The 25,925-nt window shown below is 70.0% G+C and carries 24 protein-coding genes; 11 read left to right on the top strand and 13 right to left on the bottom strand.

The features are described from left to right. Positions 1-43: 43 nt before the first annotated feature. Complete coding sequence (locus tag ACFVKT_RS12430; RefSeq protein ID WP_385730477.1) at positions 44-892, bottom strand: ABC transporter permease; 849 nt, start codon at positions 890-892, stop codon at positions 44-46. Then, positions 889-1,914 carry an ATP-binding cassette domain-containing protein gene (locus tag ACFVKT_RS12425; protein WP_385731060.1) on the bottom strand — a complete coding sequence of 342 codons (1,026 nt, stop codon included), beginning with the start codon at positions 1,912-1,914 and terminating at the stop codon, positions 889-891. The genes ACFVKT_RS12430 and ACFVKT_RS12425 overlap by 4 nt, the downstream gene beginning before the upstream one ends. Before the next feature lie 238 nt (positions 1,915-2,152). On the opposite strand from ACFVKT_RS12425, the gene ACFVKT_RS12420 reads away from it, so the two are divergent. After that, a complete protein-coding gene (locus ACFVKT_RS12420) occupies positions 2,153-3,133 on the top strand; it encodes an NAD(P)H-quinone oxidoreductase (RefSeq protein ID WP_385730475.1) in 981 nt (326 codons plus the stop codon). 429 nt (positions 3,134-3,562) lie between these two features. On the opposite strand, the gene ACFVKT_RS12415 is transcribed toward ACFVKT_RS12420, so the two are convergent. Continuing rightward, the gene (locus ACFVKT_RS12415) at positions 3,563-3,991 is read right to left on the bottom strand and encodes a hypothetical protein (protein ID WP_385730473.1); all 429 of its coding nucleotides are present in this window, start codon (positions 3,989-3,991) and stop codon (positions 3,563-3,565) included. Positions 3,992-4,148: 157 nt separating this feature from the next. Here ACFVKT_RS12415 and ACFVKT_RS12410 point away from each other — a divergent pair, with 157 nt between their 5' ends. Next, positions 4,149-4,691, top strand: coding sequence for a bacterial proteasome activator family protein (locus ACFVKT_RS12410; protein WP_385730471.1), 543 nt, complete (start codon positions 4,149-4,151; stop codon positions 4,689-4,691). Between the two features lie 106 nt (positions 4,692-4,797). Here ACFVKT_RS12410 and ACFVKT_RS12405 read toward each other — a convergent pair whose 3' ends face one another. After that, positions 4,798-6,447, bottom strand: a complete 1,650-nt coding sequence (locus tag ACFVKT_RS12405) for a protein kinase (protein WP_385730469.1) — start codon at positions 6,445-6,447, stop codon at positions 4,798-4,800. 390 nt (positions 6,448-6,837) lie between these two features. Between ACFVKT_RS12405 and ACFVKT_RS12400 the strand changes: the two genes are divergently transcribed. After that, the gene (locus ACFVKT_RS12400) at positions 6,838-8,415 is read left to right on the top strand and encodes a protein kinase (protein ID WP_385730467.1); all 1,578 of its coding nucleotides are present in this window, start codon (positions 6,838-6,840) and stop codon (positions 8,413-8,415) included. A gap of 134 nt (positions 8,416-8,549) precedes the next feature. Here the strand turns inward: ACFVKT_RS12400 and ACFVKT_RS12395 are convergent, their stop codons facing one another. The 3 genes from ACFVKT_RS12395 to ACFVKT_RS12385 all read right to left on the bottom strand — a co-directional run bounded on the left by ACFVKT_RS12395 (position 8,550) and on the right by ACFVKT_RS12385 (position 11,013). Next, on the bottom strand, positions 8,550-9,698 hold the full coding sequence (locus ACFVKT_RS12395) for a phosphotransferase (protein ID WP_385731058.1): 1,149 nt from the start codon (positions 9,696-9,698) through the stop codon (positions 8,550-8,552). 102 nt (positions 9,699-9,800) lie between these two features. Then, on the bottom strand, positions 9,801-10,250 hold the full coding sequence (locus tag ACFVKT_RS12390; RefSeq protein ID WP_385730465.1) for a pyridoxamine 5'-phosphate oxidase family protein: 450 nt from the start codon (positions 10,248-10,250) through the stop codon (positions 9,801-9,803). 94 nt (positions 10,251-10,344) lie between these two features. Beyond that, a complete protein-coding gene (locus tag ACFVKT_RS12385) occupies positions 10,345-11,013 on the bottom strand; it encodes a response regulator (protein WP_385730464.1) in 669 nt (222 codons plus the stop codon). Positions 11,014-11,393: 380 nt separating this feature from the next. On the opposite strand from ACFVKT_RS12385, the gene pdhA reads away from it, so the two are divergent. From pdhA to ACFVKT_RS12370, 3 genes are read left to right on the top strand one after another with little or no spacing between them, the layout of a single operon-like run. Beyond that, on the top strand, positions 11,394-12,647 hold the full coding sequence (gene pdhA / locus ACFVKT_RS12380) for a pyruvate dehydrogenase (acetyl-transferring) E1 component subunit alpha (RefSeq protein ID WP_385730462.1): 1,254 nt from the start codon (positions 11,394-11,396) through the stop codon (positions 12,645-12,647). A gap of 2 nt (positions 12,648-12,649) precedes the next feature. Next, a complete protein-coding gene (locus tag ACFVKT_RS12375) occupies positions 12,650-13,630 on the top strand; it encodes an alpha-ketoacid dehydrogenase subunit beta (RefSeq protein ID WP_385730459.1) in 981 nt (326 codons plus the stop codon). A 10-nt stretch (positions 13,631-13,640) separates the two neighbouring features. Next, positions 13,641-15,101: a dihydrolipoamide acetyltransferase family protein gene (locus ACFVKT_RS12370; RefSeq protein ID WP_385730457.1), complete on the top strand. Its 1,461-nt coding sequence runs from the start codon at positions 13,641-13,643 to the stop codon at positions 15,099-15,101. Between the two features lie 102 nt (positions 15,102-15,203). Here ACFVKT_RS12370 and ACFVKT_RS12365 read toward each other — a convergent pair whose 3' ends face one another. The 3 genes from ACFVKT_RS12365 to ACFVKT_RS12355 form a co-directional block, all read right to left on the bottom strand. After that, the gene (locus ACFVKT_RS12365) at positions 15,204-15,653 is read right to left on the bottom strand and encodes an ATP-binding protein (protein WP_385730454.1); all 450 of its coding nucleotides are present in this window, start codon (positions 15,651-15,653) and stop codon (positions 15,204-15,206) included. Positions 15,654-15,741: 88 nt separating this feature from the next. Then, positions 15,742-16,668 (bottom strand): Bro-N domain-containing protein, encoded by a 927-nt coding sequence (locus ACFVKT_RS12360; RefSeq protein WP_385730452.1) that lies wholly within the window; start codon positions 16,666-16,668, stop codon positions 15,742-15,744. A gap of 200 nt (positions 16,669-16,868) precedes the next feature. After that, the gene (locus ACFVKT_RS12355; protein ID WP_385730449.1) at positions 16,869-17,765 is read right to left on the bottom strand and encodes a D-alanyl-D-alanine carboxypeptidase family protein; all 897 of its coding nucleotides are present in this window, start codon (positions 17,763-17,765) and stop codon (positions 16,869-16,871) included. 236 nt (positions 17,766-18,001) lie between these two features. Here ACFVKT_RS12355 and ACFVKT_RS12350 point away from each other — a divergent pair, with 236 nt between their 5' ends. Together ACFVKT_RS12350 and ACFVKT_RS12345 are read left to right on the top strand one after the other, a co-directional pair. Next, a complete protein-coding gene (locus tag ACFVKT_RS12350) occupies positions 18,002-18,694 on the top strand; it encodes a GntR family transcriptional regulator (protein ID WP_385730447.1) in 693 nt (230 codons plus the stop codon). Further along, positions 18,691-19,989: a nitrate/nitrite transporter gene (locus tag ACFVKT_RS12345; protein WP_385730444.1), complete on the top strand. Its 1,299-nt coding sequence runs from the start codon at positions 18,691-18,693 to the stop codon at positions 19,987-19,989. Before ACFVKT_RS12350 ends, ACFVKT_RS12345 begins: the two co-directional genes overlap by 4 nt. 109 nt (positions 19,990-20,098) lie before the next feature. Here ACFVKT_RS12345 and ACFVKT_RS12340 read toward each other — a convergent pair whose 3' ends face one another. After that, entirely contained in the window at positions 20,099-20,923 is an 825-nt protein-coding gene (locus tag ACFVKT_RS12340) for a maleylpyruvate isomerase family mycothiol-dependent enzyme (RefSeq protein WP_385730442.1), read from the bottom strand. A gap of 154 nt (positions 20,924-21,077) precedes the next feature. Between ACFVKT_RS12340 and ACFVKT_RS12335 the strand changes: the two genes are divergently transcribed. Then, entirely contained in the window at positions 21,078-21,872 is a 795-nt protein-coding gene (locus ACFVKT_RS12335) for a carbon-nitrogen family hydrolase (protein WP_385730440.1), read from the top strand. 158 nt (positions 21,873-22,030) lie between these two features. On the opposite strand, the gene ACFVKT_RS12330 is transcribed toward ACFVKT_RS12335, so the two are convergent. Both ACFVKT_RS12330 and ACFVKT_RS12325 read right to left on the bottom strand, forming a co-directional pair. After that, positions 22,031-22,525, bottom strand: a complete 495-nt coding sequence (locus ACFVKT_RS12330; protein WP_385730438.1) for an LURP-one-related/scramblase family protein — start codon at positions 22,523-22,525, stop codon at positions 22,031-22,033. Further along, positions 22,522-23,535, bottom strand: coding sequence for a GlxA family transcriptional regulator (locus tag ACFVKT_RS12325; RefSeq protein WP_385730435.1), 1,014 nt, complete (start codon positions 23,533-23,535; stop codon positions 22,522-22,524). The genes ACFVKT_RS12330 and ACFVKT_RS12325 overlap by 4 nt, the downstream gene beginning before the upstream one ends. Before the next feature lie 132 nt (positions 23,536-23,667). Between ACFVKT_RS12325 and ACFVKT_RS12320 the strand changes: the two genes are divergently transcribed. Together ACFVKT_RS12320 and ACFVKT_RS12315 are read left to right on the top strand one after the other, a co-directional pair. Next, positions 23,668-24,057 (top strand): cupin domain-containing protein, encoded by a 390-nt coding sequence (locus tag ACFVKT_RS12320; protein ID WP_385730433.1) that lies wholly within the window; start codon positions 23,668-23,670, stop codon positions 24,055-24,057. 42 nt (positions 24,058-24,099) lie between these two features. Then, on the top strand, positions 24,100-25,917 hold the full coding sequence (locus ACFVKT_RS12315) for an NHL domain-containing thioredoxin family protein (protein WP_385730431.1): 1,818 nt from the start codon (positions 24,100-24,102) through the stop codon (positions 25,915-25,917). Positions 25,918-25,925: the final 8 nt, after the last annotated feature.

Below are 25,925 nucleotides of genomic sequence, written 5' to 3'. Positions count from 1 at the left end.
TGCGCACGGTCCACCGCGGGCAGGCCCGAGTGGTCGCCCGCGGTCACTTGCGGTTGTAGAGCCGCATCGTGATCGGCCCGAAGACCAGCACGAGCAGGCCTGCCCAGCCCAGTGACCAGGCGACCTCCGCGGCCGGCCAGTCGCCCGCCATCAGGCCGCGCACCGCGGACGAGACGTGGGTGATCGGGCTGTTGTTGACGAAGGCCTGGAGCCAGCCGGGCATCGTCTTCGGGTCGACGAAGACGTTCGAGAGGAAGGTCAGCGGGAAGATCACCATCATGCTGACGCCCATCACCGACTTCTCGGTGCGCAGCAGCAGTCCGAACATGGTCCAGATCCACGAGAACGCGAACGAGAAGACCAGCAGCAGGGCGATCCCGGCGAGTACGCCGAGGACGCCGCCGTCCGGGCGGTAGCCGAGGATCACGCCGACGACGAGCATCACCACCGACGCCATCGTGTAGCGCAGGGCGTCGCCGAGGAGATAGCCGACCATCACCGCGGGCCGCCAGATCGGCAGGGTACGGAAGCGGTCGAAGACGCCCTTCTCGATGTCCGTGTTGACCGAGACACCCGTGTACATCGTGATCATGACGACCGACATCACCAGGATGCCCGGCAGCAGAAACTGGATGTACTCCGTGGGCGATCCGGCCAGCGCACCGCCGAAGAGGTACGTGTACATCAGCACCATCATGATCGGGAACGCGGTGACGTCGAAGAGCTGCTCCGGCACGTGCTTGATCTTGAGGATCGCCCGCCAGCCGAAGGTCAGCGACGCCGACAGGGCGCTGGGCCGCGGCGGACGGTCCTTGCTGATGAGGAGCTCGGCCAGCGACTCGGCGCTGACCGGGGCGAGATCCTGGCTGTCCGTGGTCGTCGCGGTGCTCATACCGCCGCCTCCTTGTCCATCGCGGCGTCGGCCGAAGGAACCTCGGGCTCCGTCACATGTCCGGTGAGGGCGAGGAAGACCTCGTCCAGGCTGGGCTGCCCCAGCGAGAAGTTGTCGACGATCACGCCGGTGCGGGCCAGTTCGGCGAGCGCTCGCGCGGCCTGTTCCGCCGCGCCCCGGCCATTGGCGGCGCCCGCACCGACCCGGGCCGTCAGCGCCACCGGATCCGGTTCCAGCTGAACGTCGACGTCCAGGGCCAGGCGCAGCACCTCCTGCGCCTGCGGGCGCTGCGCCGAATCGCGCAGCCGCAGGTGGACGGAGCCGGCGCCGACGGACGCCTTCAGCTCGCCCTTGGTGCCCTCGGCGATGACCTTGCCCTTGTCGATCACCGCGATCCGGGACGCCAACTGGTCCGCCTCGTCCAGATACTGCGTGGTGAGCAGCACGGTGGTGCCCTGGGCGACGACCGCGCGCACGATGTCCCACACCTGGTTGCGGCTGCGCGGATCGAGGCCGGTGGTCGGCTCGTCGAGGAAGAGCAGGTCGGGAGTGTTGAGGATGGAGGCGGCGATGTCGATACGGCGCCGCATGCCGCCCGAGTAGTGCTTGACCTGCTTGCCAGCCGCCTCGCTCAGCCCGAACGCTTCCAGCAGCTGTGCCGAGCGGATCGCCGCGGCCCGCTTGTGGTGGCCGAGGAGGCGGCCGAGCAGCACCAGGTTCTCGTTGCCGGTCAGGTCCTCGTCCACGGACGCGTACTGGCCGGTGAGGCTGACTCTTTCGCGTACCCGGTCGGCCTCCTGGACGACGTCGTGGCCGAAGACGTGCGCCTGGCCGCCGTCGGGACGCAGCAGGGTGGCCAGCATCTTCACGGTGGTGGTCTTGCCGGCGCCGTTCGGCCCGAGGACGCCGTAGACCGTGCCGGCGGGCACGGCGAGGTCGACGCCGTCGACGGCCCGGGTCTCGCCGAACGTCTTCACCAGACCCGCGGTCTCGATGGCCAGACCGGATGTCGGTGTGCTCAGTGCGCTGAGTGCGCTCATGTCTCGGTGTCCTTCCGGGTGCGTGGCTACGCAAGGGAGACCGCTGCCGTGCCGCGAACTCATCGCCCGCCGTACGAGTAATTCGCGCAGTTGTCCGTTTCCGCTGTTCGCGCAGCCATCCGCTGCCACGGCCCTTCGACTTTACGGTCCCTTTGCCTACACCGTGCCTCTACTGGAGGATCCGCGCATCCCAATTACCTTGAGGAGTAGCGTCCCCCTCATGTACGCGATCACGATTCCTGAACCTGGTGGGCCCGAGGCGCTGGTGTGGGACGAGGTCCCGGATCCGGTGGCCGGACAGGGCGAAGTACTGGTCGAAGTGGTGGCCAGCGCCGTCAACCGCGCCGATCTCCTGCAACGACAGGGCCTCTACAACCCGCCGCCCGGCGCGTCCCCCTACCCCGGTCTCGAATGCTCGGGGCGCATTGTCGAGGTCGGCCCCGGAGTCTCGGGGTGGGCGGTCGGCGACGAGGTGTGCGCGCTGCTCTCGGGCGGCGGGTACGCCGAGAAAGTCGCCGTCCCCGCGGGGCAGCTGCTTCCGGTGCCCGAGGGCATCGACGTCAAGCAGGCCGCGGCGCTGCCCGAGGTGACCTGCACCGTCTGGTCGAACGTCTTCATGGTGTCCCATCTCCGCCCCGCCGAGACCCTGCTCGTGCACGGCGGCTCCAGCGGTATCGGCACCATGGCGATCCAGCTCGCGAAGGCCGTGGGCGCGCGGGCCGCGGTCACGGCGGGTACCAAGGAGAAGCTCGACTTCTGCGCCGAGCTGGGCGCGGACATCCTGGTCAACTACCGCGAGCAGGACTTCGTTGAGGAGATCAAGCGCGCCACCGACGGCGCGGGCGCCGATGTCATCCTCGACAACATGGGCGCCAAGTACCTGGACCGCAACGTCCAGGCCCTCGCCGTCAACGGACGGCTCGCGATCATCGGCATGCAGGGCGGCATCAAGGGCGAGCTGAACATCGCCACCCTCCTCAACAAGCGCGCCGCCGTCACCGCGACCTCGCTGCGCGTCCGCCCGCTGGCGGAGAAAGCGGCGATCGTCGCCGCCGTACGCGAACATGTGTGGCCGCTGATCGCCTCCGGCCACGTACGCCCGGTCGTCGACCGTGAGCTCCCGATGAACGACGCGGCGGAGGGCCACCGGGTGCTGGAGGGCAGCGGACACATCGGCAAGGTGCTGCTGGTCGCCCCCTAGGGGGCGCGCTGCCCGGGCGACTCGGCGGCGCGCTTCCTAAGGGGCGCGCCGTTCGGGGAACTGGGCGGTGCGCTTCCCAAGCAGCGCCCCCACGGGCCCCACGGGCCCCACGGGAAGTTCCAGCGTCCCAGGGGGCGCGCTGCCCGGCGGTTCGGACGTGTGCTTCCCAGGGGCGCGCTGCTCGGGGGATCCGACCGCGCGGTTCCCAAGGGCGCCCGCTTCCCAAGGGCGCCCCCTCGGGCAGGTCCCGGTCTCCCAGGGGGCGGCGCCGCTCGGGGAGGTTCGAGCTTCCCGAGGCAGCGCCCGCTCGGGGAGGTTCCAGCTTCCCAGCCAGCGCCCCGCTCGGGGAGGTTCCAGCTCCCCAGGAAGCGTCCCGACCGGTGAGTCCCGGCCCCGCGCATCCCAAAGAGCGCGCCGCCCGAAGCGGTTTCAGCCGCCGCGCCGGACGCGCAGGGCGAAGAACGCCAGCCCCAGACCGAGCCCGATGAGGATCAGCCCGCTGCCGAGCGGCACGATCGGGAACACGGGCTCCGGCGCGCGTCCGGGGCGGCCGACGCTCTGCCGTACGGGGACCGCGGCCTCCTGCGGCGCGGCGCTCGCCTCCGGACGGTCGAGGACGGTGGGGTCGCGGTCCGTGTACGGCGGCTCCGCGGCCTCGGACGCCGACTGCCCCCCGGGCTCCTCGCGCCCCGGACGCGCCCGGCCCTCTCCCGGACCGCTCCCCGCACGGGAGGCATCGGCACTGGGATCGGGGGCGTACGAAGAGGCGGGTGTGGCGGCGTACGAGGGGGCCGTCGCCCCGGTCGTCAGGGCCAGCAGCAGTCCCACCACGTGCAGCGCACGGAGCCATGGAGTCACGCCCGTGACCCCCTCCCGGTGAGGAGTCCATGATCAGTGGGTCCAGCCTCACATGCCCCCTTTGCCCCGGCATCTCGGTTGCTCCCTTTGCCCACGGTGGCCCCGCCGGCTCGGGCCGGGGGGTGGTGCGGTGGACGGGTGCGAGACAATGGACGGCATGGAGATGCCGAGGAACGAACGGTCGCCGGAGAACCCTCAGATCCTGGTCCTGGGCCAGGACGGAATGACTCTCGGTGACGCCGGAGACGAGGACTCCCGCGAGATCCCGGTGACGGAGATGGTCGAACAGCCCGCCAAGGTGATGCGCATCGGAAGCATGATCAAGCAGCTGCTCGAGGAGGTGCGCGCAGCCCCTCTGGATGAGGCGAGCCGTGTCCGGCTGAAGGAGATCCACGCGAGTTCCGTGAAGGAACTGGAAGACGGTCTGGCCCCCGACCTGGTCGACGAGCTGGAGCGCCTTTCCCTTCCGTTCACGGACGAGGCGATTCCCTCCGACGCCGAACTGCGCATCGCGCAGGCACAGTTGGTGGGCTGGCTGGAAGGTCTCTTCCACGGGATCCAGACCACGCTCTTCGCCCAGCAGATGGCGGCGAGGGCGCAGCTCGAGTCGATGCGCCGCGCCCTTCCGCCGGGCGCCGGCGGCGCGGAGGGGGACGAGGACCCCCGCACGGGCGGCCGTTCGGGCGGGCCGTACCTGTAGCCCCTGGCGGGCACCCGCAAGCCCCCGGCGGGCACCCGCAAGCCCCCGGCGGCCGGACAACGAAATGGGCCCGGCACGAAAGTGCCGGGCCCCACTCGTACCCGGATCAGGACGGATTGCCCGTCGACACCTTGAGCTGGATCTCCGGCATGTCCTTCGGGTCGACGTCCGTGCCCTCGGAGGGGAACTGGTCCATGACCGTGCCCTCGCCGTACGTGTTCTCGTCGACGTATTCGATCTCCATCTGCCAACCCGCCGCCTGGAAGCAGGACTTGACCGACTGGAGGTACTTGTAGGAGAAGTCCGGGACCTGGATCTTCTTCTCGTCGTTGTACGACTCCTGCGGCGCCGTGCACTTCTCCGTCTCGATGGTCTTCGTCGTGTCAGGCCCCTTGTGACCCGCCACAACGGACGGCGACTGACTGGCCTCGCCGCCACCGCCCTGGTCGTCGCCGATCCCGCCGTACAGCGCCACCGCCGCGATCAGGCCGCCGACCGCGACGACCGCGACGACGATCGAGCCGACGACAACCCCCTTGGCGCTCTTGCGGCCGCCGCCGGAGCCGCCCGGCTGGGGAGTCGGGTACTGGGGCGTCAGGTTGTACGGCGGAGGGGTCGAGACGCCCTGCTGCGGGGAGTACGCCGAGGTCTGCGGCGGCGGCAGATAGCCGCCCTGCTGCGGATAGCCGTACGACGGAGCCGGCGTCGGGGGCGGGGTGGGTGCCGGGGTCGGCGGACCGTAGGGACCCGGCTGGTAGGGCGACTGGACCGGGCCCGGTGCCGGAGCGGCCTGGTCGACGGGCGGGAAGACCGCGGAGGCGACACCCGCGCCGTTCGCCGTCCGGGCGCCCGGCACGATGCTCGGCGCGGCGGCGTGCAGCGACTGGGCCACGCGCAGGCACTCGTCGCGCATCGCCTCGGCGCTGGGAAACCGCTCGTTCGGGTTCTTCTTCAGCGCGCGGGCGATGAGCGCGTCCACGGCCGGGGGCAGCGAGCGGTTGACCGAGGAGGGCGCGACCGGCTCCTCCTGGACATGTGCGTACGCGATGGCCAGCGGCGAGTCCGCCTCGAACGGCAGCCGCCCGGTGGTGAGTTGGAAGAGCATGATGCCGACCGAGTACAGGTCGGATCTGGCGTCCACCGCTCGGCCGAGGGCCTGCTCCGGCGAGAGGTACTGCGGTGTGCCGACGACCATGCCGGTCTGGGTCATCGAGGTGACCCCGGACTGCATGGCGCGGGCGATGCCGAAGTCCATCACCTTGACGACGCCGCGCTTGGTCATCATCACGTTGCCCGGCTTGATGTCCCGGTGGACCAGGCCCATCTCGTGGCTGATCTCCAGGGCGGCCAGCACATCCGCGGTGATCTTGAGCGCCTTGTCGGCGGGCATGGCGCCCTGCTGCGCGATGTCCTGGTCGAGCACCGAACCGAGCGGGCGGCCCTCGACGTACTCCATGACGATGTACGGCGTCGTCATGCCGTCCAGGACGTCCTCGCCGGTGTCGAAGACCGAGACGATGTTCGTGTGCGTGAGCTTCGCCACCGACTGGGCCTCGCGGCGGAACCGCTCGCGGAAGGCCTGCTCGCGGCCGAGCTCGGTGTGCAGGGTCTTGATGGCGACCTGGCGGTCGAGCACCGAGTCGTACGCGAGATGGACCGAGGCCATGCCGCCCTCGCCGAGCAGATCACGCAGCTGGTAGCGGCCGCCGGCGACCGCACGCCCCGCGTACCGGCCCTGTGCGCCGTCCTGGCTCATCTTCTGCGTCCCCCATCGGCGCGGCGGGAGCGGCTGATCGCCCCCGCGGTCCGTGACTTGTTCGTCGTGATCGATTGCGCGATCTGCCCGGTGATCGGCCGGTGTTCGGTGATCGATTGGCTCATTCCCGGCCAAGTCTGCCCGAGGGCACTGACACGTCAAGTTCGGTGCCCGTTCCGTGACCGTCTGAGAAAGAAGCGTCGCGGAAGCGTTACAGGTGCCGTACGGCCGGTACACAGGATTTGCACGCGGGTACCCGCGACGGGTTGGATGGCCGATCCATCCCACTTCCGTCTCGGACCGGAGCCTTGCGCAGAGCCTGTAGCGTGGCCCGACGGAGACCGTGACAACCACCGCGCAGACCGCGGGCAGAAACGACGGCGAGGACTGATGGCACAGCAGCAGCGCGCTCAGGGCCCGTCCGACCCCGAGGCGGCTGGCGGCGGTATGTCGGATGCGCCGGAGCTGTGGGGTAACGGCGGGCTGGTCGGCGACGGCCGGTATCGGCTGACCCACAGACTGGGCCGAGGCGGTATGGCCGAGGTGTTCGCGGCCGAGGACGTACGCCTGGGACGCACTGTCGCGGTCAAGCTGCTCCGCTCCGATCTGGCCGAGGACCCGGTCTCCAAGGCCCGCTTCACACGCGAGGCCCAGTCGGTCGCCGGCCTCAACCACCACGCGGTCGTCGCCGTGTACGACTCCGGCGAGGACGTGGTCGGCTCCCGCGTCGTCCCGTACATCGTGATGGAGATCGTCGAGGGCCACACGATCCGCGACCTGCTGATCAACGCCGAGGCCCCCGGGCCGGAGCAGGCGCTGATCATCGTCTCCGGTGTCCTCGAGGCGCTCGCCTACTCGCACCAGCACGGCATCGTGCACCGCGACATCAAGCCGGCGAACGTGATCATCACGGAGACCGGCGCGGTCAAGGTGATGGACTTCGGCATCGCGCGCGCCCTGCACGGCGCGCAGTCGACGATGACCCAGACCGGCATGGTCATGGGCACGCCGCAGTACCTCTCCCCCGAGCAGGCGCTCGGCAAGGCCGTCGACCACCGCTCCGACCTGTACGCGACGGGCTGCCTGCTCTACGAACTCCTCGCGCTGCGGCCCCCGTTCACGGGTGAGACGCCGCTGTCGGTCGTCTACCAGCATGTCCAGGACATCCCGGTGCCCCCGTCCGAGGTCTCCGACGCGGCGCCGCCGGAGCTCGACGGGCTGGTCATGCGCTCCCTCGCGAAGGAGCCGGACGACCGGTTCCAGACCGCCGAGGAGATGCGCGGGCTCGTCCAGTACGGGCTTCAGATGCTGTACGACCAGGGCAGCCACACCGGCACCTGGAACACCGGGCCCGTCGACATGCACGGCGGCCCGCGCACTCCGGCCGGGGGCTACGCCGGAGTCGCCGCGATGCCGCATCCCGGCGACTCGGGCACCTCGCAGATCCCGCAGCCGATCCTGCCGAGCAGTTACGGCGGCGGGGACGACGGCGGTTTCGAGGGGCACGGCAACAGCGGGGGCGGCCGCGGCAAGCTGTGGATCCTCGCGGTCCTCGCGGTGATCGCCATCGCGGCGGGTGTCGCACTCGCGCTCAACCAGGGCGGAAACGGCGGCGGCGGGGCCGGCACCACCCAGTCGCCCACGGTGACGTCGTCGTCCACCGAGGACAGCAACTCCAGCGCGACGCCCAGCGAAGAACCTACGGACACCTCCACCGACGACTCGACGGACAACGGCAACACCACGGGCTCCGGCTCGCAGTACACGCCGTCGTACACACCGTCCCCGAGTTACAGCAACGAGCCGTCGGACGAGCCCACGGGTGAGCCGAGCGAGACGACGCCGACCACCACGGAGCCGACGGACGAACCGACCACCACGGAGCCGACGGACCCGGCGACCACGGAGCCGACGGACCCCGGAGGCGTCACCGGTGGCGGCACCCCTGGCGGCCTGACCGGCGGCTGACCCGGCGAGCGAAACACACCCCCACGCGCGCGTGCGGCCCGAACGGGCTCCACGCGCGCGTGCCGTTTGCCACCGGACAAGCCACCGGACATGCCCCGCACAGGCCACCGCACAAGCCACCGCACAAGCCGGGATCACCCCGCGAACGCCTCGCACACCGCCTCGTACTCCCGGGTCCACCACACCGCCAGCGCCGACGCCGCCGGGAACTGCGGATCGGCGCGGGTGTCCCCGCGCTCGTAGTGCCAGCGCAGTATCCAGAAGTCGTTGAGACGCTCCCACCACACGCGGTGCACGGCGGCGGCGAGTTCGGAGGGGGTGGCGCCCGCGGTACGCCGGTACGCGCGCGCGTAGGCCCGCACTTTCGGCAGGTCGAGTGCGCCGACGGGCCGTACGAAGAAGATCACCGCGGCGCGTACGGCCTCCTCGGCGCGGGGCTGCACGCCCAGCCGGTCCCAGTCGACGATCGCGGCCGGTTCGCCGTCGCGGTAGAGCAGGTTGAACGGGTGGAAGTCGCCGTGCACCCAGCCCACCGAGGCGCCCTGCGGAGGGCGCCGGTCGGCATGCCGTTCCAGGAGGACGCGCCGCTCCAGGAGCCGGTGCCTGGCCAGTTCGTCGAAGGCGTCGGACGGGCGGTGGCGGCGTACCCGGGCGAGCAGGTGGTCGATGAGCGCGAAGGTGTCGGCGGGGTCGGCGCCGTCGGCCGGGGCGGCACCGGGTGACGGGGCGGCACCGGGTGACGGGGCGGCACCGGGTGACGGGGCGGCACCGGGTGACGGAGCTGCGCCGGGCGACAGGGCTGCGCCGGGCGACAGGGCGGCACCGGCCGACGGGGCGGACCCTTCGGCCGGTTTCGCCGAACCGCGTCCCTGGGTCGGCATCACCTGCTCCAGGCTCGCGTGGACGACGCCCAGGAGCGCGCCCAGCCGCGCGCACTGCTCCGTGCTGAGCTGGCCGCCGTGCCGGTGCCGTCCGTCGATCCACGGGTGCAGTGCGTAGGCGTGGCCCCCGACGACGGCGACCGTGCGGCCGTCGGTGCCGGTCAGCGGCGGGGCGACCGGGACGCCGAGGTCCGCGAGGCGCTGGGTCGCCCGGTGCTGGCGGGCGATCGCGGCGGGGTCGGCGGTCTCGGGGTCGAAGTGGTGCTTGAGGAAGTACCGGCCGCGGGTGGTGCACAGCCGGTAGCCGCGGTTCAGCAGCCCCTGGTCGACGGGTTCGCAGGTCAGCGCGGACCCGGCGGCGTACTGGCGGAGGAGGGCGCCCAGAGGGGGCGCATGAGACACAGGGGGTGGTACGGGAGAGCGCGGCACGCGGCAGATGCTAGGGCAAGAAAACGCCTCTGACCTCGGGTTTGTCACACACAGTCGTCCTGTTCGCAACATCGGTCACAGAACGTGCTGGAACCGCCGTTCCAGGCCACCGTCCGTCGCGTGGACGTTGCAGAACTGCGGCTCGATGCCCAGGTAGACCGGCTCGTAGGGCTCGCCGTCCACGAGACGCGGCGCGGGGCCGAAGCGTTCCAACTGGGCCTCGGTCGGCTCGACGGTCTCGCACCGGCCCACGATCTGCGCGGTCCACAGGTCCTCGCCCGGTCGTGCGGAGTTCAGGTTGTCGGTGCCGTACGCGACGATGCTGGCGGCGCAGGCCTGGTGGTAGCCGAGGTTGCGGGGCATGCGCAGCAGGACATGTCCGTCAGCCACGATGTGCCGGGCGAACGCGAGGAAGGGCAGCGCGCGCATGCTGGTGGCCATCCGGCCGTAGTCGGTGCGGCCGATCAGTTCCACGGCGAACTGCTTGGGGACCGGCTGCTTGTCGGCCGGCGGTGCGTCGGGCATACGACCAATTTCCGGCACCCGGAGGACCGGGAAAAGGGCCACCCGCCCTCTGTAGGGAGGCCATAAGTCCCGAATGGGGCCCAATGGGGTGCGATTACTGCCGCTGCTCCTGCTCCACCTGGAGGCGCGCCACGTACGCCGCCGCCTGGGACCGCCGCTCCATCCCCAGCTTGGACAGCAGGCTCGACACATAGTTCTTGATCGTCTTCTCGGCGAGGTGCAGCCGCTCGCCGATCGCGCGATTGGTGAGCCCCTCGCCGATCAGGTCGAGGATCCTGCGCTCCTGCTCGGTGAGGTGGCCGAGCTTGTCGTCACCCTTGGTGCCGCCGCCGTCGCGCAGCCGCTCCAGGACGCGGGCGGTGGCCTCCGGGTCGAGCAGGGACTTCCCGGCGGCGACCTCACGTACGGCGGTGAGCAGTTCGTTGCCGCGGATGGCCTTGAGGACATAGCCCGAGGCGCCCGCCATGATCGCGTCGAAGAGGGCCTCGTCGTCGGCGTACGAGGTCAGCATCAGGCACTTGATGTCCGGGTCCTGGGAGCGGATCTCGCGGCAGACCTCCACGCCGCTGCCGTCCGGGAGCCGTACGTCCAGGACGGCGACGTCCGGGCGGGTGGCCGGAATCCGTACCAGCGCGTCGGCGGCCGTGCCGGCCTCGCCGACCACCTCGATGTCGTCCTCCCCCGAGAGCAGCTCATGGACGCCGCGCCGGACCACTTCGTGATCGTCGAGGAGAAATACGGTGATTTTCCCGGTTTCAGGCACGCTGTCAGTGTCACACAGGACCATTGGCCCTGCCCCGGAGTGAACTCTTCCCGTGTCCGGGGTGACCGGGATAACGTGCCGGTGTTCCGGCCCCCTGCAAGGCTGTTACCAGTGCTGTGACCAGCAGCTGTTCCCGACTGACGCGAGGTACTTGGACGTCCGACTGAAAAGTAGTTGGAAATCCGAGCAAAAACGCAGGTCAGGAGGGGTCTCACAGATTTGTGAGGCACTGGGTAACGTGGCTGTTGCAGGGCGCTCGCCGGGGCACCTGTCACGTCTGTTCCCGGCCGAGTGCACCCACCCCGTGCACGGGTACTGGACCAGGCGAGCCGCACTGGCCGACCGGCAACCCCGGGGGCCGGACCGACGGAGGAGTACACGTGACCGTGGAGAGCACTGCCGCGCAGAAGCCGCGACGCAGCGCCGGTACGAAGAGCGCCACAAGCACCGGCACCACCGGTTCGAAGAGCGCCGCAAGCACCGGCACTACCGGGACGAAGCGCGCCGCGACGGGTGCCAAGCGCACCGGCGCGAACAAGTCACCGGACGCCCACCCACAGCTCATTCAGCTGCTGACGCCCGAGGGCAAGCGGGTCAAGGACGCCACGTACGACCCGTACGTCGCCGACATCACCCCCGAAGAGCTGCGCGGCCTGTACCGCGACATGGTGCTTACCCGCCGTTTCGACGCCGAGGCCACCTCACTGCAGCGCCAGGGCGAGCTGGGCCTGTGGGCCTCGCTGCTCGGCCAGGAGGCCGCCCAGATCGGCTCCGGGCGCGCCACCCGCGAGGACGACTACGTCTTCCCGACCTACCGCGAGCACGGCGTCGCCTGGTGCCGCGGGGTCGACCCGACCAACCTGCTCGGCATGTTCCGCGGTGTGAACAACGGCGGCTGGGACCCGAACACCAACAACTTCCACCTGTACACGATCGTCATCGGCTCGCAGACCCTGCACGCCACCGGCTACGCCATGGGCATCACCAAGGACGGCGCCGACTCGGCCGTGATCGCGTACTTCGGGGACGGCGCCTCCAGCCAGGGCGACGTCGCCGAGTCGTTCACCTTCTCCGCCGTCTACAACGCCCCCGTCGTGTTCTTCTGCCAGAACAACCAGTGGGCCATCTCCGAGCCCACCGAGAAGCAGACCCGCGTCCCGCTCTACCAGCGCGCACAGGGCTACGGCTTCCCCGGCGTCCGCGTCGACGGCAACGACGTCCTCGCCTGCCTCGCCGTCACCAAGTGGGCCCTTGAGCGGGCCCGTCTCGGCGAGGGCCCCACCCTCGTGGAGGCGTTCACCTACCGCATGGGCGCCCACACCACCTCCGACGACCCGACCAAGTACCGGGCCGACGAGGAGACCGAGTCCTGGCAGGCCAAGGACCCGATCCTGCGTCTGCGCACCTATCTCGAGGCCTCAAACCACGCGGACGAGGGATTCTTCGCGGAACTCGAAGCCGAGAGCGAGGCGTTGGGCAAACGAGTACGCGAAGTCGTACGGGCCATGCCGGACCCTGACCACTTCGCCATCTTCGAGAACGTGTACGCGGACGGGCACGCGCTCGTCGACGAGGAGCGGGCCCAGTTCGCCGCCTACCAGGCGTCGTTCGCGGACGAAGGGGAGGACAAGTAGCGATGACCGCGGAAAAGATGGCGCTGGCCAAGGCGATCAACGAGTCGCTGCGCAAAGCCCTGGAGACCGACCCCAAGGTCCTGATCATGGGCGAGGACGTCGGCAAGCTCGGCGGTGTCTTCCGGGTCACCGACGGACTCCAGAAGGACTTCGGCGAGGACCGGGTGATCGACACACCGCTCGCCGAGTCGGGCATCGTCGGCACGGCGATCGGCCTCGCGCTGCGCGGCTACCGCCCGGTCGTGGAGATCCAGTTCGACGGTTTCGTCTTCCCCGCCTACGACCAGATCGTCACGCAGCTCGCGAAGATGCACGCGCGGGCGCTCGGCAAGATCAAGCTCCCCGTCGTCATCCGTATTCCGTACGGCGGCGGGATCGGCGCGGTCGAGCACCACTCGGAGTCCCCCGAGGCGCTGTTCGCGCACGTCTCGGGCCTGAAAGTGGTCTCCCCGTCGAACGCTTCGGACGCCTACTGGATGATGCAGCAGGCCATCCAGAGCGACGACCCGGTGATCTTCTTCGAGCCGAAGCGGCGGTACTGGGACAAGTCCGAGGTCAACACGGAGGCGATCCCCGGACCCCTGCACAAGGCGCGGGTGGTGCGTGAGGGCACCGACCTGACGTTGGCGGCGTACGGCCCGATGGTGAAGGTGTGTCTGGAGGCCGCGGCGGCCGCCGCGGAGGAGGGGAAGTCGGTCGAGGTCCTGGACCTGCGGTCGATGTCCCCGCTCGACTTCGACTCCGTGCAGGTGTCGGTGGAGAAGACGCGTCACCTGGTGGTGGTGCACGAGGCGCCGGTGTTCCTCGGCACGGGCGCGGAGATCGCCGCCCGGATCACCGAGCGGTGCTTCTACCACCTGGAGGCACCTGTCCTGCGGGTCGGCGGCTATCACGCCCCGTATCCGCCGGCACGCCTGGAGGACGAGTATCTTCCGGGCCTGGACCGGGTGCTCGACGCCGTCGACCGCTCGCTTGCGTACTGAGGAGAGGGTCGTGACGACGATGACCGAGAACGCGTCGGGACTCCGCGAGTTCAAGATGCCCGATGTGGGCGAGGGCCTCACCGAGGCGGAGATCCTCAAGTGGTACGTCCAGCCCGGCGACCAGGTCGAGGACGGACAGGTGGTCTGCGAGGTCGAGACCGCCAAGGCGGCCGTGGAACTGCCGATCCCGTACGACGGCGTGGTGCGCGAACTCCGTTTCCCCGAGGGGACGACGGTGGACGTGGGCCAGGTGATCATCGCGGTGGAGGTCGCCGGAGGGGCGGGCTCGCCCGTCGAGGAGACCACCGCGGCAGCTGCTGAAGCGCCCGCCGCCGAGCAGCCCGAAGCCGAGCAGCCCAAGCCCGAGCAGCCCAAGGCCGAGGGCCGCACGCCGGTCCTCGTCGGCTACGGCGTCTCCGTGTCCTCCACCAAGCGCCGCCCCCGCAAGGGCGCCGAGGTCCCGGCCCAGGCACCCGAGCCGGTCTACGCGGCCTCGGCGATCCAGGCCGTCCAGGCGGAGTTGAACGGACACGGGCACTCCGCGTCCGCCGCGGCCCGTCCACTGGCCAAGCCCCCGGTCCGCAAGCTCGCCAAGGACCTCGGCGTCGACCTGGCGACGATCCGCCCGGCCGGCCCGGACGGCATCATCACGCGCGAGGACGTGCACGCGGCGGTGGCACCGGCGCCGACCGCCGCCCCGGAGCCGGTCGTCCGGCAGCCCGTGGCCGCTCCTGTCCAGGTCACGGCGCCCGTCGCCTCGTACGACACGGCGCGTGAGACCCGTATCCCGGTCAAGGGTGTGCGCAAGGCCACGGCGGCGGCGATGGTCGGTTCGGCGTTCACCGCGCCGCATGTCACCGAGTTCGTGACGGTCGATGTGACGCGCACGATGAAGCTCGTCGAGGAGCTCAAGCAGGACAAGGATCTCGCCGGCCTCCGCGTGAACCCGCTGCTCCTGATCGCCAAGGCCCTGCTGGTCGCCATCAAGCGCAACCCGGACATCAACGCGTCCTGGGACGAGGCCGCCCAGGAGATCGTCCTCAAGCACTATGTGAACCTGGGCATCGCGGCCGCCACCCCGCGCGGCCTGCTCGTCCCGAACATCAAGGACGCGCACGCCAAGACCCTGCCGCAACTGGCCGAGTCGCTGGGTGAGTTGGTCTCCACCGCCCGCGAGGGCAAGACCTCCCCGGCCGCGATGCAGGGCGGCACGGTCACGATCACGAACGTCGGCGTCTTCGGCATCGACACCGGCACGCCGATCCTCAACCCCGGCGAGTCCGCGATCCTCGCCGTCGGCACGATCAAGCTCCAGCCCTGGGTCCACAAGGGCAAGGTCAAGCCCCGCCAGGTCACCACCCTGGCACTGTCCTTCGACCACCGCCTGGTGGACGGGGAGTTGGGCTCCAAGGTGCTCGCCGACGTGGCGGCCGTCCTGGAGCAGCCGAAGAGGTTGATCACTTGGGCGTGATCGCGGGGGTGTGAGCCAAGGACACGGGGCCGTCCCTTGAGGGTGCGGCCCCGTGTGAGGTCCTCAGGCGGTTGTCCTGCCGACCTTCAGAATCCTGACGCCCTACGCATCCGTGTTGCCCGGAACATTCAGTTCCGCCCAGACCGTTTTGCCCACGGTGAGGTTCTCGACGGCCCATCGGTGGGCGAGCACTCCGACGATGAGCAGTCCGCGCCCGAACTGGTCACCGCCCGATGCCGCACGGGGCTCCGGCAGGCGCTCGCCCTTCGGGTCGGTGACGGCGATCCGTAACACCCTGCCGCTGAGCGACGTCTCCACCCGGAACAGCCGGTCCCGCAGGGATCCGTGCAGCAGCGCGTTCGTACACAACTCGCTTGCCAGCAGCGCCGCGTCGCCGGCCGCACCGGGATGGCCCCACTCGGCCGCGAGGTGAGCTACACGTCTCCGGGCACGGGGGACGCTCTGCGGATACGGGGTGTAGTCGACGGCGTCGTAGCGGTCGGGTCTGTGCGGATCGGTTCTTACGCGATCGGGGTCGCAGGAGCCGGTCATGGGCGCACCTCCTTGTGCGGGCCGGGTGCCCGGGGCGGCTGCCAGGTGGGTGGGGGAGGCGACCGGCCGCTCAACCCCCCTCACACAGCTACAGCTGTGGCCGCTCCAGTACGTAGACGGGTGCGCCGTCCTCCGCGCCGCCCCTGGACCGGATGCACGCATGCCTCCGCATGAACCGCAGGCACTCGTTGACCCGATGGGCGTTCAGTCCCGTCCGCTCCGAGAGTGTTTCCAGAGACATTCGGATCTCACCGTGTTCAGCAAGCACAGGTGCGATCGTGACGGCCACGGCCCACACGTCCTCGGTCACGGACATCCGTGACCTCCAGTCCGCGAGGAGGGCTTCGGCACTCGGCCTGTACGTGTCCGCCGGAGCTGCCGGACGCTCCGCTCGGACAGGCCGGAACGCGTCCAGCGCGTCCGCGATCCGATCCATCGCATCCGCCATCCGGGACTGCACCTGTGCTGAGGCCCGTTGTGCCTCTGCGAACTCCTCGTCCAGTCGCACATTGCGTGCCTCGAGCCGCACGATCGCGTCGGCGACCTGCGCTGGCATCGCGTACAGCACGGGACCGCTCGGGTCGGGGGGCTGTACCTCGGCCTGGGGGAGGGCGTACGAACCATCACGCTGGATCGACATGATCACCTCGCTCACCCATTCCTTGAACGGCCTGCACGAGGGCTTGGTGCAGCCGTTCACAAGTTGGATCAAGCCGGGAAAGTCGATCAGTTGCAGATCTCGGCGCCACTCCCGACCTGCGGGAACGCCGAGACTGTGGCTTCCGGTCACAGTCTCGAGAAAGTCTCGGTGCGCCTCCGGTACATGGTCGAGCAGAGCCTTCCGGGTCGTTGTGTAACCGAGCCGCTTGCAGACATCCGCCGCCGGAAACCAATGGCTCCCGTCCGGCATCGTCAGCCTCCGCACCCGGGCCCCTGTCGCCCCGTACACGAAGTCGTTGATGTCGATCGCATCGGTCCTTGGTGCCGTGGTCGACGTCGTGTCGTGTTCGCTCATACGAACCACCTCCTCGGCGGAACGTAGATCGACGCACAACGCATATGCCAACAGGATCCGGGATGTTCATCACTCCGAGCGCAGATCACGTATAACCCTGCGCAGGTGCCTCAGGGCGTGGTGGGCATACGGGAAGCGGGCCCGCCGCTCGTACGCGGCGGGCCCCCTTCCCGTATGCCTGAAGTCCCGGAAACTATCCGTTACTTGGCGAAGGCGTAGTTCATCAGCTTCTTCGCGTCCGACTCACGGGCGGTGATGGACGTGGAGGCGAGGACCGTGCCGATGACGGTCTTGCCGTTGCGGGTGGCCGCGAAGACGAGGCAGTACTTGGCCTCGGCGCCGGAGCCGGTCTTCACGCCGATCGTGCCGCTGTAGCTGCTGAGCAGACCGTTCGTGTTGGTCCACTTGCCCATGGTGCGGGTGGAGCCGGTCTTCGTGATGGTCTTGGCCGTGTACGACTTCGTCTTCACGACCGTCTTGAACGTGGAGTTCTTCATCGCGCTGCTGGCGATCTTCGTCAGGTCGCGCGGCGTCGAGTAGTTGGAGCCGTTGCCGATGCCGTCGAACGAGTCGAAGTGCGTGTTCGTCAGGCCGAGGTTCTTCGCGGAGGTGTTCATCTTGCCGATGAACGACTTCACGCGGGCCGCGCGCGTCGTGCCCGTGCCGAACTTGTCGGCGAGCGCGTACGCGGCGTCACAGCCGGACGGCAGCATCAGCCCGAAGAGGAGCTGACGGACGGTGACCTTGTCGCCGACGATCAGGTGGGCGGACGAGGCGGTGTTCGCCACGATGTAGTCGCTGTAGGCCTTCTGGATCGTGACCTTGGCGTCCAGGTTGAGGTTCGGCTGGGCGAGCACGACCTTGGCGGTCATGATCTTGGTGGTGGAGCCGGTGGAGAGGCGGGTGTCCGCCTTCTTGGTGTACAGGGAGGTGCCCGTGCCGTTGTTCATCACGTAGCCGCCCTTGGCGGCGATCGTGGGCGTGGTGAGGGCCTGTGCGGGAGCCGCGCTGAGGGCTCCGGTCGCGATCATGGCGCCGGTCGTGACGACTACAGCGGCAGCTCTGCGGACGCGCGTGCCCTTAATGCCGGTTATCAAGTTTCCTACCCCGATTACGTTAAATGCCCAAGGAGCGCGGCTACATGGGAGTGCCGCCTTTCGTGTGACACGCACGTCGCACGAAAGGTTGTGCGGTTGATCGGAGAAATGTTCGCGCTTCCGGTGTCCGCGCTCTGGCGTCCGTGTTCCGGCGTCCACATTCGGGCGCCGCGTTCCGGCGTCCGCATTGTGGAAGGGGCGCGACGATGCGTACGTGTTGTATCTATGCTGTGCGCATGCCTTCCGCCCCGTCCCCCGCAGTGACCCCGCCCGCTCCCGCACAGGTGCCCGTGAAACAACCCCCCGCCGCCGAGCGCGTCTACGCACACGTCAAGCAGGGTGTCCTGGAACGCCGTTACGAGGGCGGCACGCTGCTCACGGAGGGCGAGCTCGCCGAGGCCGTGGGGGTCTCGCGCACGCCGGTGCGTGAGGCGCTGCTCCGGCTGGAGGTGGAGGGGCTGATCAAGCTCTACCCGAAGAAGGGCGCGCTCGTCCTGCCCGTCTCCGCGCAGGAGATCGCGGATGTGGTGGAGACCCGGCAGCTCGTCGAGGGACACGCGGCGCGCAAGGCCGTACCGGCATCGCCGCAGCTCATCGCCCGCCTGGAGGAACTGCTCGCCGAGCAGAAGGAGCAGGCCGCCGCCGGGGACCTGGCCGCCGCGGCCGTCACCGACCGCTGTTTCCACGCCGAGATCGTCCGCAGTGGCGGCAACGAGATCCTCTCCCGGCTCTACGACCAGCTCCGCGACCGGCAGTTGAGGATGGGCGTCGCCGTGATGCACGCCCACCCCGACCGGATCACCAAGACGCTCACCGAGCACGAGCAGATTCTGCAGGCGCTGCGCTCCGGCGACGCGGAGGAGGTCGTCGGCCTCATCAACCGGCACGTCAGCTGGTTCTCCAACCTGGCGCGGGGCGAGGTCCGATGACTTCTCCGGCCACGCTGCCCGGGGATCCGCCCGGCGGACGGCGCGCCATCGCCGTCTGGAGCGTCGGCGTCTCCGTCTACTTCGTCGCTGTGATCTTCCGTACGTCGCTGGGGGTGGCCGGCCTGGACGCGGCGGACCGCTTCCACATCAACGCCTCCGCCCTCTCCACCTTCTCGATCCTCCAGCTCCTCGTCTACGCGGGCATGCAGATACCCGTGGGCCTGCTGGTCGACCGTCTCGGCACCAAGAAGGTGCTGACCATCGGCGCGGTGCTGTTCACGGCAGGGCAGCTGGGCTTCGCGTTCTCCCCCTCGTACGGGATGGCGCTCGCCTCGCGCGCGCTCCTCGGCTGCGGCGACGCGATGACCTTCATCAGCATCCTGCGGCTCGGTACCCGGTGGTTCCCCGCCCGGCGCGGGCCGCTCGTCGCCCAGCTCGCGGGTCTGGTGGGGATGGCGGGCAACCTCGTCTCGACGCTGGTGATCGCCCGGCTGCTGCACGGGGTCGGCTGGACGGCTGCGTTCGCGGGCAGCGCCGGCGCCGGTGTCGTCGTCCTCGTCCTCATGCTGCTGTTCCTGAAGGACCACCCCGAGGGGCACGAGCCGGAGCCGTTCCCGCACCAGGGGGCCGCGTACGTCCGGCGTCAGATCGCCGCGTCCTGGCGGGAGCCCGGGACCCGGCTCGGGATGTGGGTGCACTTCACCACGCAGTTCCCGGCGATGGTGTTCCTGCTGTTGTGGGGGCTGCCGTTCCTCGTCGAGGCGGAGGGGCTGTCGCCGGCCTCCGCCGGTGACCTGCTGACGCTCGTCGTGCTGTCCAACATGGTCGTCGGACTGGTGTACGGGCAGATCGTCGCCCGGCATCACGCGGCTCGGCTTCCGCTGGCGCTCGGCACGGTGGCCGCTACGGCGGTCGTCTGGGCGGGGGTGCTGGTGTACCCCGGGGAGCACGCGCCCACCTGGGTGCTGGTCGTGCTGTGCACGGTGCTCGGGGCCTGCGGGCCGGCTTCCATGCTGGGGTTCGACTTCGCCCGGCCGGCGAATCCGCCCGAGCGGCAGGGGACCGCGTCCGGGATCACCAACATGGGGGGCTTCGTCGCCTCCATGATCACGCTGCTGGCGATCGGTGTGCTGCTGGACGCGACCGGTGGCAGTTACCGGCTCGCCTTCTCCGCCGTGTTCGTTCTTCAGGCGGTGGGCCTGAGCCAGATCTTCCGGTTGCGCAAGCAGGCGGCTCGCAGGGAGCGGGAGCGGTTGGTGGCCAGCCGGGTGGAGACGGTGCATGTTCCGGCATAGGCGGGCTTAGGTGGTGGGGGATTGTTCTCGCCCCCGCCGCCCCTACCCTTCCCTTGTTTCTGGGGGCTCCGCCCCAGACCACCGCTCCTCAAACGCCGGAGGGGCTGATTTACCTGGTGACCGTGAAGTTCCTGAGGATCGCCGCCGTCAGTTCCGGGTCGCCCTCCGTCTTGATGCGGTCGGCGACCGAGTCGGGGGTCACGCGTCCGCAGGCCAGGCGGTGGTACGTCTCCCAGTCGAGGGTGAGGGTGGCGGCCGGGCCCAGTGAGGGCGCGCCGTCTATCGAGCCGTTGCCGTCGGCGTCGACGCGGACCGTCCGGAGGAACTCCACCGGCCCGTGGACATCGATGACGACCGCCGAATTCGCGGGCGCTCCCGCGTCCTTGGCGACCACCTTCGGGAGAGCGGCGAGAAGCTCGTCGCGGGCGATGTACGCGCCCGGGGAGTCGAGGTCGCCGGGCCGGCCGAGGGCGGCGCGGAGGTCCTGCTCGTGCACCCACACGTCGAACGCGTGGTTGCGCATGGCGTGTTCGAGGGTGACCTCGGTGCCGAGGGGGCCACGCATCTTGGTGTCGGGCTGCCGGTTCTCGTTCCGCAGCTGGCGGTTGCGGCGGATGATCATGTACTCCAGCTCGGAGGTCATCTCCGGCGCGGTGTGGTGACGGCGTACGTCGACCTGCATCTCCATGTACCGCTGGTGTTCGTTCGTCACGTGGTACAGGTCGCGCGGCAGCGTGTGGATCGGCCGGGGGTCGCCGAGCATCTCGGAGTCGAGGCCGATGACGTGCGAGACGAGGTCACGCACCGACCAGCCCGGGCAGGGCGTCCGCTTGTTCCACTCGCCTTCCACAAGAGGCGACACCAGCTCGGATATCGCTTCGATCGACTGGGTCCAGGCATCGGCGTAGGACTGAAGGCTGGGATGCAGACTCACGGAACGGGACCCCTCGGGCGATTGGACGCGGGCAGTGCACAGGCAGCGGGTGTCTTGGGACGCTAAGTTACGCTGCTGTGAGGCACCCCGGCAGTGCTTTGGTGTGACGATCGTAGGCCCGTATCAACGGCTCGAATGCCAGGACGGTGGTAGTGTGCGCGCCTCTATCCTCCAAGTCGACGTAAAAGACACCGAATCCGTTGATTCACGGCGCGCCCGAGTGGCAACTCTGGTACGGGAGCAGGCCGGTGCCGACCTCGTCGTACTGCCCGAGCTGTGGACCACGGGGGCGTTCGCGTACGAGGAGTTCGGTGCGGAGGCCGAGCCGCTGGTGGGGCCCACGTACGAGGTGATGGCGAAGGCGGCGAGCGACGCGGGCGTGTGGCTGCACGCGGGCTCGATCCCCGAGCGGGACCCTGAGGGATCTCTCTACAACACCTCCCTCGTCTTCTCGCCTTCCGGCGAACTGGCCGCCGCCTACCGAAAGATCCACCGCTTCGGCTTCGACAAGGGCGAGGCCGTCCTGATGGGGGCTGGGTCCGAACTGGTGACCGTCCGCCTGCCGGAGACCAACCTCGGCATCGCCACCTGCTACGACCTCCGCTTCCCCGAACTCTTCCGCGGCCTCGTCGACGCCGGCGCCGAGACCCTCGTCCTGTCGGCCGGCTGGCCCGAGCGCCGCCGCTCCCACTGGACGCTGCTCGCCCAGGCCCGCGCCGTCGAGAACCAGGCGTACGTCCTCGCCTGTGGAACGGCCGGTACGCACGCGGGAGTTCCCCAGGCCGGGCACTCCATCGTGGTCGACCCGTGGGGCGAGGTCCTCGCGGAGGCGGGCGCCGGCGAGGAGGTCCTCACGGTGGAGTTCGACCCGGCGAGGGTCGGCACGACCCGGGAACAGTTCCCGGCGCTGAAGGACCGGCTGCTGGGACTGGATACTCCTCGCCGTTAGTCCGGGGCGGTATATCGGTCCTTCTCCGCCCGTTAGGCCGGGGCGGTATCGGTCCTAACCCTCCCCGTCGGTCCGGGGCGGCATCGGTCCTAACCCTCCCCGTCAGTCCGGGGCGGTATCGGTCCTTCCCTCCCCCCCCCGTCAGTCCGGGGCGGTAATCAGTCCTCCCCCCGCTCCTTCTCCGCCAGATGGATCACGCACACCGCCACCGCGATCAGCAGCGCCGGATCCGCGTCCTCCCGTACGACGTCCACGCCGTACGTCTCGCGGACGTGCAGCCAGCGGCGGGAGATCTGGGCGAGGAGTTCGTTGTCGTAGTCGACGGCGAACTCGCGGTCGAGGATCTTGCCGCTGACGTCGAGTTCGGTGCCGTCCACCAGGGACACCCGGTAGTGGTTGCGCAGCAACGACAGCCGCTTGCGCTTGATCGTCGCGAGCGGGTCGCCGTCCCGTTCGATGATCATCGTGTCGCGCAGGGTGAGCATCTTGCGGTGGATGTCGATGAGGACGCGGCCCTGCGTGTCCTTCAGCTCGAAGGTGTCCCGCAGCCGCATCGCCTTGCCGTCGACGAGGAAGACCTTGTTGCCGTGGTCGTCCTCGATCCAGTAGTCGTCACCGAAGCCGAGGAGCCGGTCGCGTACGAGGTATCTCATGCCATCACCGGTTCCCCGGCGGGCGGTCCGAAACGCCGCCGGTAGGCCGACGGGCTGAGTCCGGTCGCGCGCCGCACCCGCTCCCTCAGGTTCGCGGCGGTCCCCAGACCGCTGCGTTCCGCGACGACGTCGAGCCGCTCCTCCCCGCGCTCGATGAGCCGGCAGGCCAGCTCGACGCGTTCCCCGGTGAGCCAGGCCAGCGGGGTCGTGCCGAGCTGGGCCCGGAAGCGCCGGTGCAGGGTGGCCGGGCTGACCGCCGCCTGCGCCGCCAGGTCCGCGACCGTGAGCGGTTCGCCGATCCGCCGCTGTGCCCATGCCAGCAGCGGCGCGAGCGACTCGTCCGGTACGTCGGGCACCGGCCGCTCGACGAACTGCCGCTGCCCGCCGTCGCGGTGAGCGGCGAACACGAGCCGCCGGGACACCGCGTTGGCGGTCTCGGCGCCGTGGTCGCGCCGGACGAGGTGCAGCCCGAGATCCAGCGCGGCCGCGCTGCCGGCCGCGGTCAGCACATCGCCCTCGTCCACGAAGAGCACGTCGGGCTCCAGCAGGACCTTCGGATGCAGCTCGCGGAAGGAGTCCGCCCAGCGCCAGTGCGTGGTGGCCCGGCGCCCGTCGAGCAGCCCGGCCTCGGCGAGCGCGAACGTGCCGGTGCAGAAGCTCACGATCCGGGTGCCGAGCGCATGGGCGCGCCGGATCGCGTCGCGCACGGCTGCGGGGCGCGGGACGACGTTGTCGGGACGGCCCGGCACGATCAGCGTGTCGGCGTCGTCCACCGCGTCGAGCCCCGGCAGCCCGGTCACGGTGAAGAACCCGTGGTTCATCCGCACGCCGGGCGTGGGGCCGCACAGGGTCAGCTCGTACAGCGGCTCCGGCCGGCCCAGTTCGGGCCTCGGCAGCCCGAACAGCTCGGTCGCGACGCCGACCTCGAAGGGGTTCGTGCTCTCGTCGATGATCACGGCGACCCGGTGCGGCCGTGTCGGGGGTGCGTCCTGCGAGGATCCTTGCGGCATGTGCGATTTCTAGCACTCGTACGGAGGCCCGGCACCCCGCACGATGAGGCCATGGACCCCATCTCTGAACCCATGTCTGCCCCCATGACTGAACCCATGTCTGCCCCTATGTCTGCCCCCACGACTGAACCCATGTCTGAACCCATCTCCTTGGACAAGGCCCTGTCCTCCTTCACCGATCTGTGGAGCCCCCGCATCGTCACCGCAGTCAACGACTACGACGTACGCGTGGCCCAGGTCGAGGGCGAGCACGTCTGGCACGTGCACGACCACACCGACGAGTTCTTCCTGGTGGTCGAGGGCGAGCTGCACATCGCGCTCAGGGAAGCGGCCGGCGAGCGGACCGTCGTACTCCCCAAGGGCTCCGTCTTCACCGTCCCGCGCGGCACCGAACACAGGCCGTACGCCCCGCGCCGCACCGCGATCCTGATGTTCGAACCCACCGGCACCCTCACGGTCGGCGACCACCACGACGAGGTCCCCGCGCACGTGGACGCGACGACGGGCCATGCCCTCCCCTAGGGCCTGATCCGCCGGGCAGACGCTAGTGGCACCCTTGACCGCATGGCTCACTCCACACCCCGTCGCGTCCGTGTCCGCGCCCCCGAGCTGATCGGCGAGGGCGGCTGGCTGAACACGGGAGGCGAGCAGTACACCCTCGCCGACCTGCGAGGACGCATTGTCGTTCTCGACTTCTGGACATTCTGCTGCGTGAACTGCCTGCACGTCCTGGACGAGCTGCGGGAGCTGGAGGAGAAGCACCGGGACACGGTGGTGATCATCGGGGTGCACTCGCCGAAGTTCGCGCACGAGGCCGAGCACCAGGCCGTCGTCGACGCCGTCGAGCGCTACGGCGTCGAGCACCCGGTCCTCGACGATCCCGAGCTCGCGACCTGGAAGCAGTACGCCGTCCGCGCCTGGCCGACGCTCGTCGTGATCGACCCCGAGGGGTACGTCGTCGCGCAGCACGCCGGTGAGGGGCACGCGCACGCGATCGCGCGGCTCGTCGAGGAACTGGAGGCCGAGCATGCCGCGAAGGGAACCCTGCGACGCGGCGACGGGCCGTACGTGGCGCCCGAGCCCGAGCCGACAGAGCTGCGCTTCCCCGGCAAGGCCGTGCTCCTCCCGTCCGGGAACTTCCTGGTCAGCGACACCACCCGGCACCAGCTGGTGGAACTGGCGGACGACGCGGAGACCGTCGTACGGCGGATCGGGTCCGGTGTACGGGGGTTCGCGGACGGCGGGGCCACGCGGGCCGCGTTCAGTGAGCCGCAGGGTCTCGCGCTGCTCGACGACGGGTCGGTGGTCGTCGCCGACACCGTGAACCACGCCCTGCGCCGGCTCGACCTCGCGACCGGCGAGGTCGCCACCCTCGCGGGCACGGGGCGCCAGTGGTGGCAGGGGTCGCCGGTCGCCGGGCCCGCGCGCGAGGTCGACCTCTCCTCACCGTGGGACGTCGCCGTGTTCGGCGGGCGCGTGTGGATCGCCATGGCCGGCGTGCACCAGCTGTGGGTCTACGACCCGGCCGACGGCAGCGTCTTTGTCACGGCCGGAACCACCAACGAGGGCCTCGTCGACGGCCCCGGCCCCGAGGCCTGGTTCGCCCAGCCGTCCGGGCTCGCCGCCACCGCCGACCGGCTCTGGCTGGCCGACTCCGAGACCTCCGCGCTGCGCTGGGTCGGCCTCGACGGAGCCGTGCACACCGCCGTCGGCACCGGGCTCTTCGACTTCGGGCACCGAGACGGTCCCGCGGAACAGGCGCTGCTCCAGCACCCGTTGGGGGTCACGGCCCTGCCCGACGGCTCGGTCGCCGTCAGCGACACCTACAACCACGCGCTGCGCCGCTACGACCCCGCCACCGGTGAAGTGACCACCCTGGCAACCGACTTGAGGGAGCCGAGCGACGCGGTGCTCGTCGGGGACGACATCGTGGTCGTCGAGTCGGCCCGGCACCGGCTGACCCGGCTCCGGCTCCCGGAGGAGGCCGTACGGGTCGAGTCGGTCGCCCACCGCACCCAGCGCGCGGCAACCGAAGTCGCCCCGGGGGCGCTGAAGTTGGACGTCATCTTCCAGGCCCCGGCGGGCCAGAAGCTGGACACCCGGTACGGCCCGTCCACCCGGCTGCTCGTCTCCTCCACCCCGCCCGAGCTGCTGCTCGACGGCGAGGGCGCGGGAACCGATCTCTCCCGCGCCCTGGAACTGAACCCCGCCGTCACGGAGGGCGTCCTGCACGTCTCCGCGATGGCCGCGTCCTGCGACGACGATCCGGACAACGAATACCCGGCCTGCCATGTCCATCAGCAGGACTGGGGCGTTCCGGTCCGCATCACCGAGGGCGGGACGGACCGGCTGCCGCTGGTCCTCGCGGGGATGGACGCTTAACCCGCGCG

Origin of the sequence: Streptomyces sp. NPDC127595 (genome assembly GCF_042671685.1) — a bacterium.
In the GTDB taxonomy this organism is placed as follows: domain Bacteria; phylum Actinomycetota; class Actinomycetes; order Streptomycetales; family Streptomycetaceae; genus Streptomyces.
This window is presented reverse-complemented; position numbering and strand designations above follow the sequence as displayed.

Bases quoted from the DNA above. Each gene is read 5' to 3' on its own strand.
- ACFVKT_RS12430 (WP_385730477.1), bottom strand. From the start codon at position 892: ATGAGCACCGCGACGACCACGGACAGCCAGGATCTCGCCCCGGTCAGC.
- ACFVKT_RS12420 (WP_385730475.1), top strand. From the start codon at position 2,153: ATGTACGCGATCACGATTCCTGAACCTGGTGGGCCCGAGGCGCTGGTG.
- ACFVKT_RS12410 (WP_385730471.1), top strand. From the start codon at position 4,149: ATGGAGATGCCGAGGAACGAACGGTCGCCGGAGAACCCTCAGATCCTG.
- ACFVKT_RS12405 (WP_385730469.1), bottom strand. From the start codon at position 6,447: ATGAGCCAGGACGGCGCACAGGGCCGGTACGCGGGGCGTGCGGTCGCC.
- ACFVKT_RS12400 (WP_385730467.1), top strand. From the start codon at position 6,838: ATGGCACAGCAGCAGCGCGCTCAGGGCCCGTCCGACCCCGAGGCGGCT.
- ACFVKT_RS12390 (WP_385730465.1), bottom strand. From the start codon at position 10,250: ATGCCCGACGCACCGCCGGCCGACAAGCAGCCGGTCCCCAAGCAGTTC.
- ACFVKT_RS12375 (WP_385730459.1), top strand. From the start codon at position 12,650: ATGACCGCGGAAAAGATGGCGCTGGCCAAGGCGATCAACGAGTCGCTG.
- ACFVKT_RS12365 (WP_385730454.1), bottom strand. From the start codon at position 15,653: ATGACCGGCTCCTGCGACCCCGATCGCGTAAGAACCGATCCGCACAGA.
- ACFVKT_RS12360 (WP_385730452.1), bottom strand. From the start codon at position 16,668: ATGAGCGAACACGACACGACGTCGACCACGGCACCAAGGACCGATGCG.
- ACFVKT_RS12350 (WP_385730447.1), top strand. From the start codon at position 18,002: ATGCCTTCCGCCCCGTCCCCCGCAGTGACCCCGCCCGCTCCCGCACAG.
- ACFVKT_RS12345 (WP_385730444.1), top strand. From the start codon at position 18,691: ATGACTTCTCCGGCCACGCTGCCCGGGGATCCGCCCGGCGGACGGCGC.
- ACFVKT_RS12330 (WP_385730438.1), bottom strand. From the start codon at position 22,525: ATGAGATACCTCGTACGCGACCGGCTCCTCGGCTTCGGTGACGACTAC.
- ACFVKT_RS12325 (WP_385730435.1), bottom strand. From the start codon at position 23,535: ATGCCGCAAGGATCCTCGCAGGACGCACCCCCGACACGGCCGCACCGG.
- ACFVKT_RS12320 (WP_385730433.1), top strand. From the start codon at position 23,668: ATGTCTGAACCCATCTCCTTGGACAAGGCCCTGTCCTCCTTCACCGAT.
- ACFVKT_RS12315 (WP_385730431.1), top strand. From the start codon at position 24,100: ATGGCTCACTCCACACCCCGTCGCGTCCGTGTCCGCGCCCCCGAGCTG.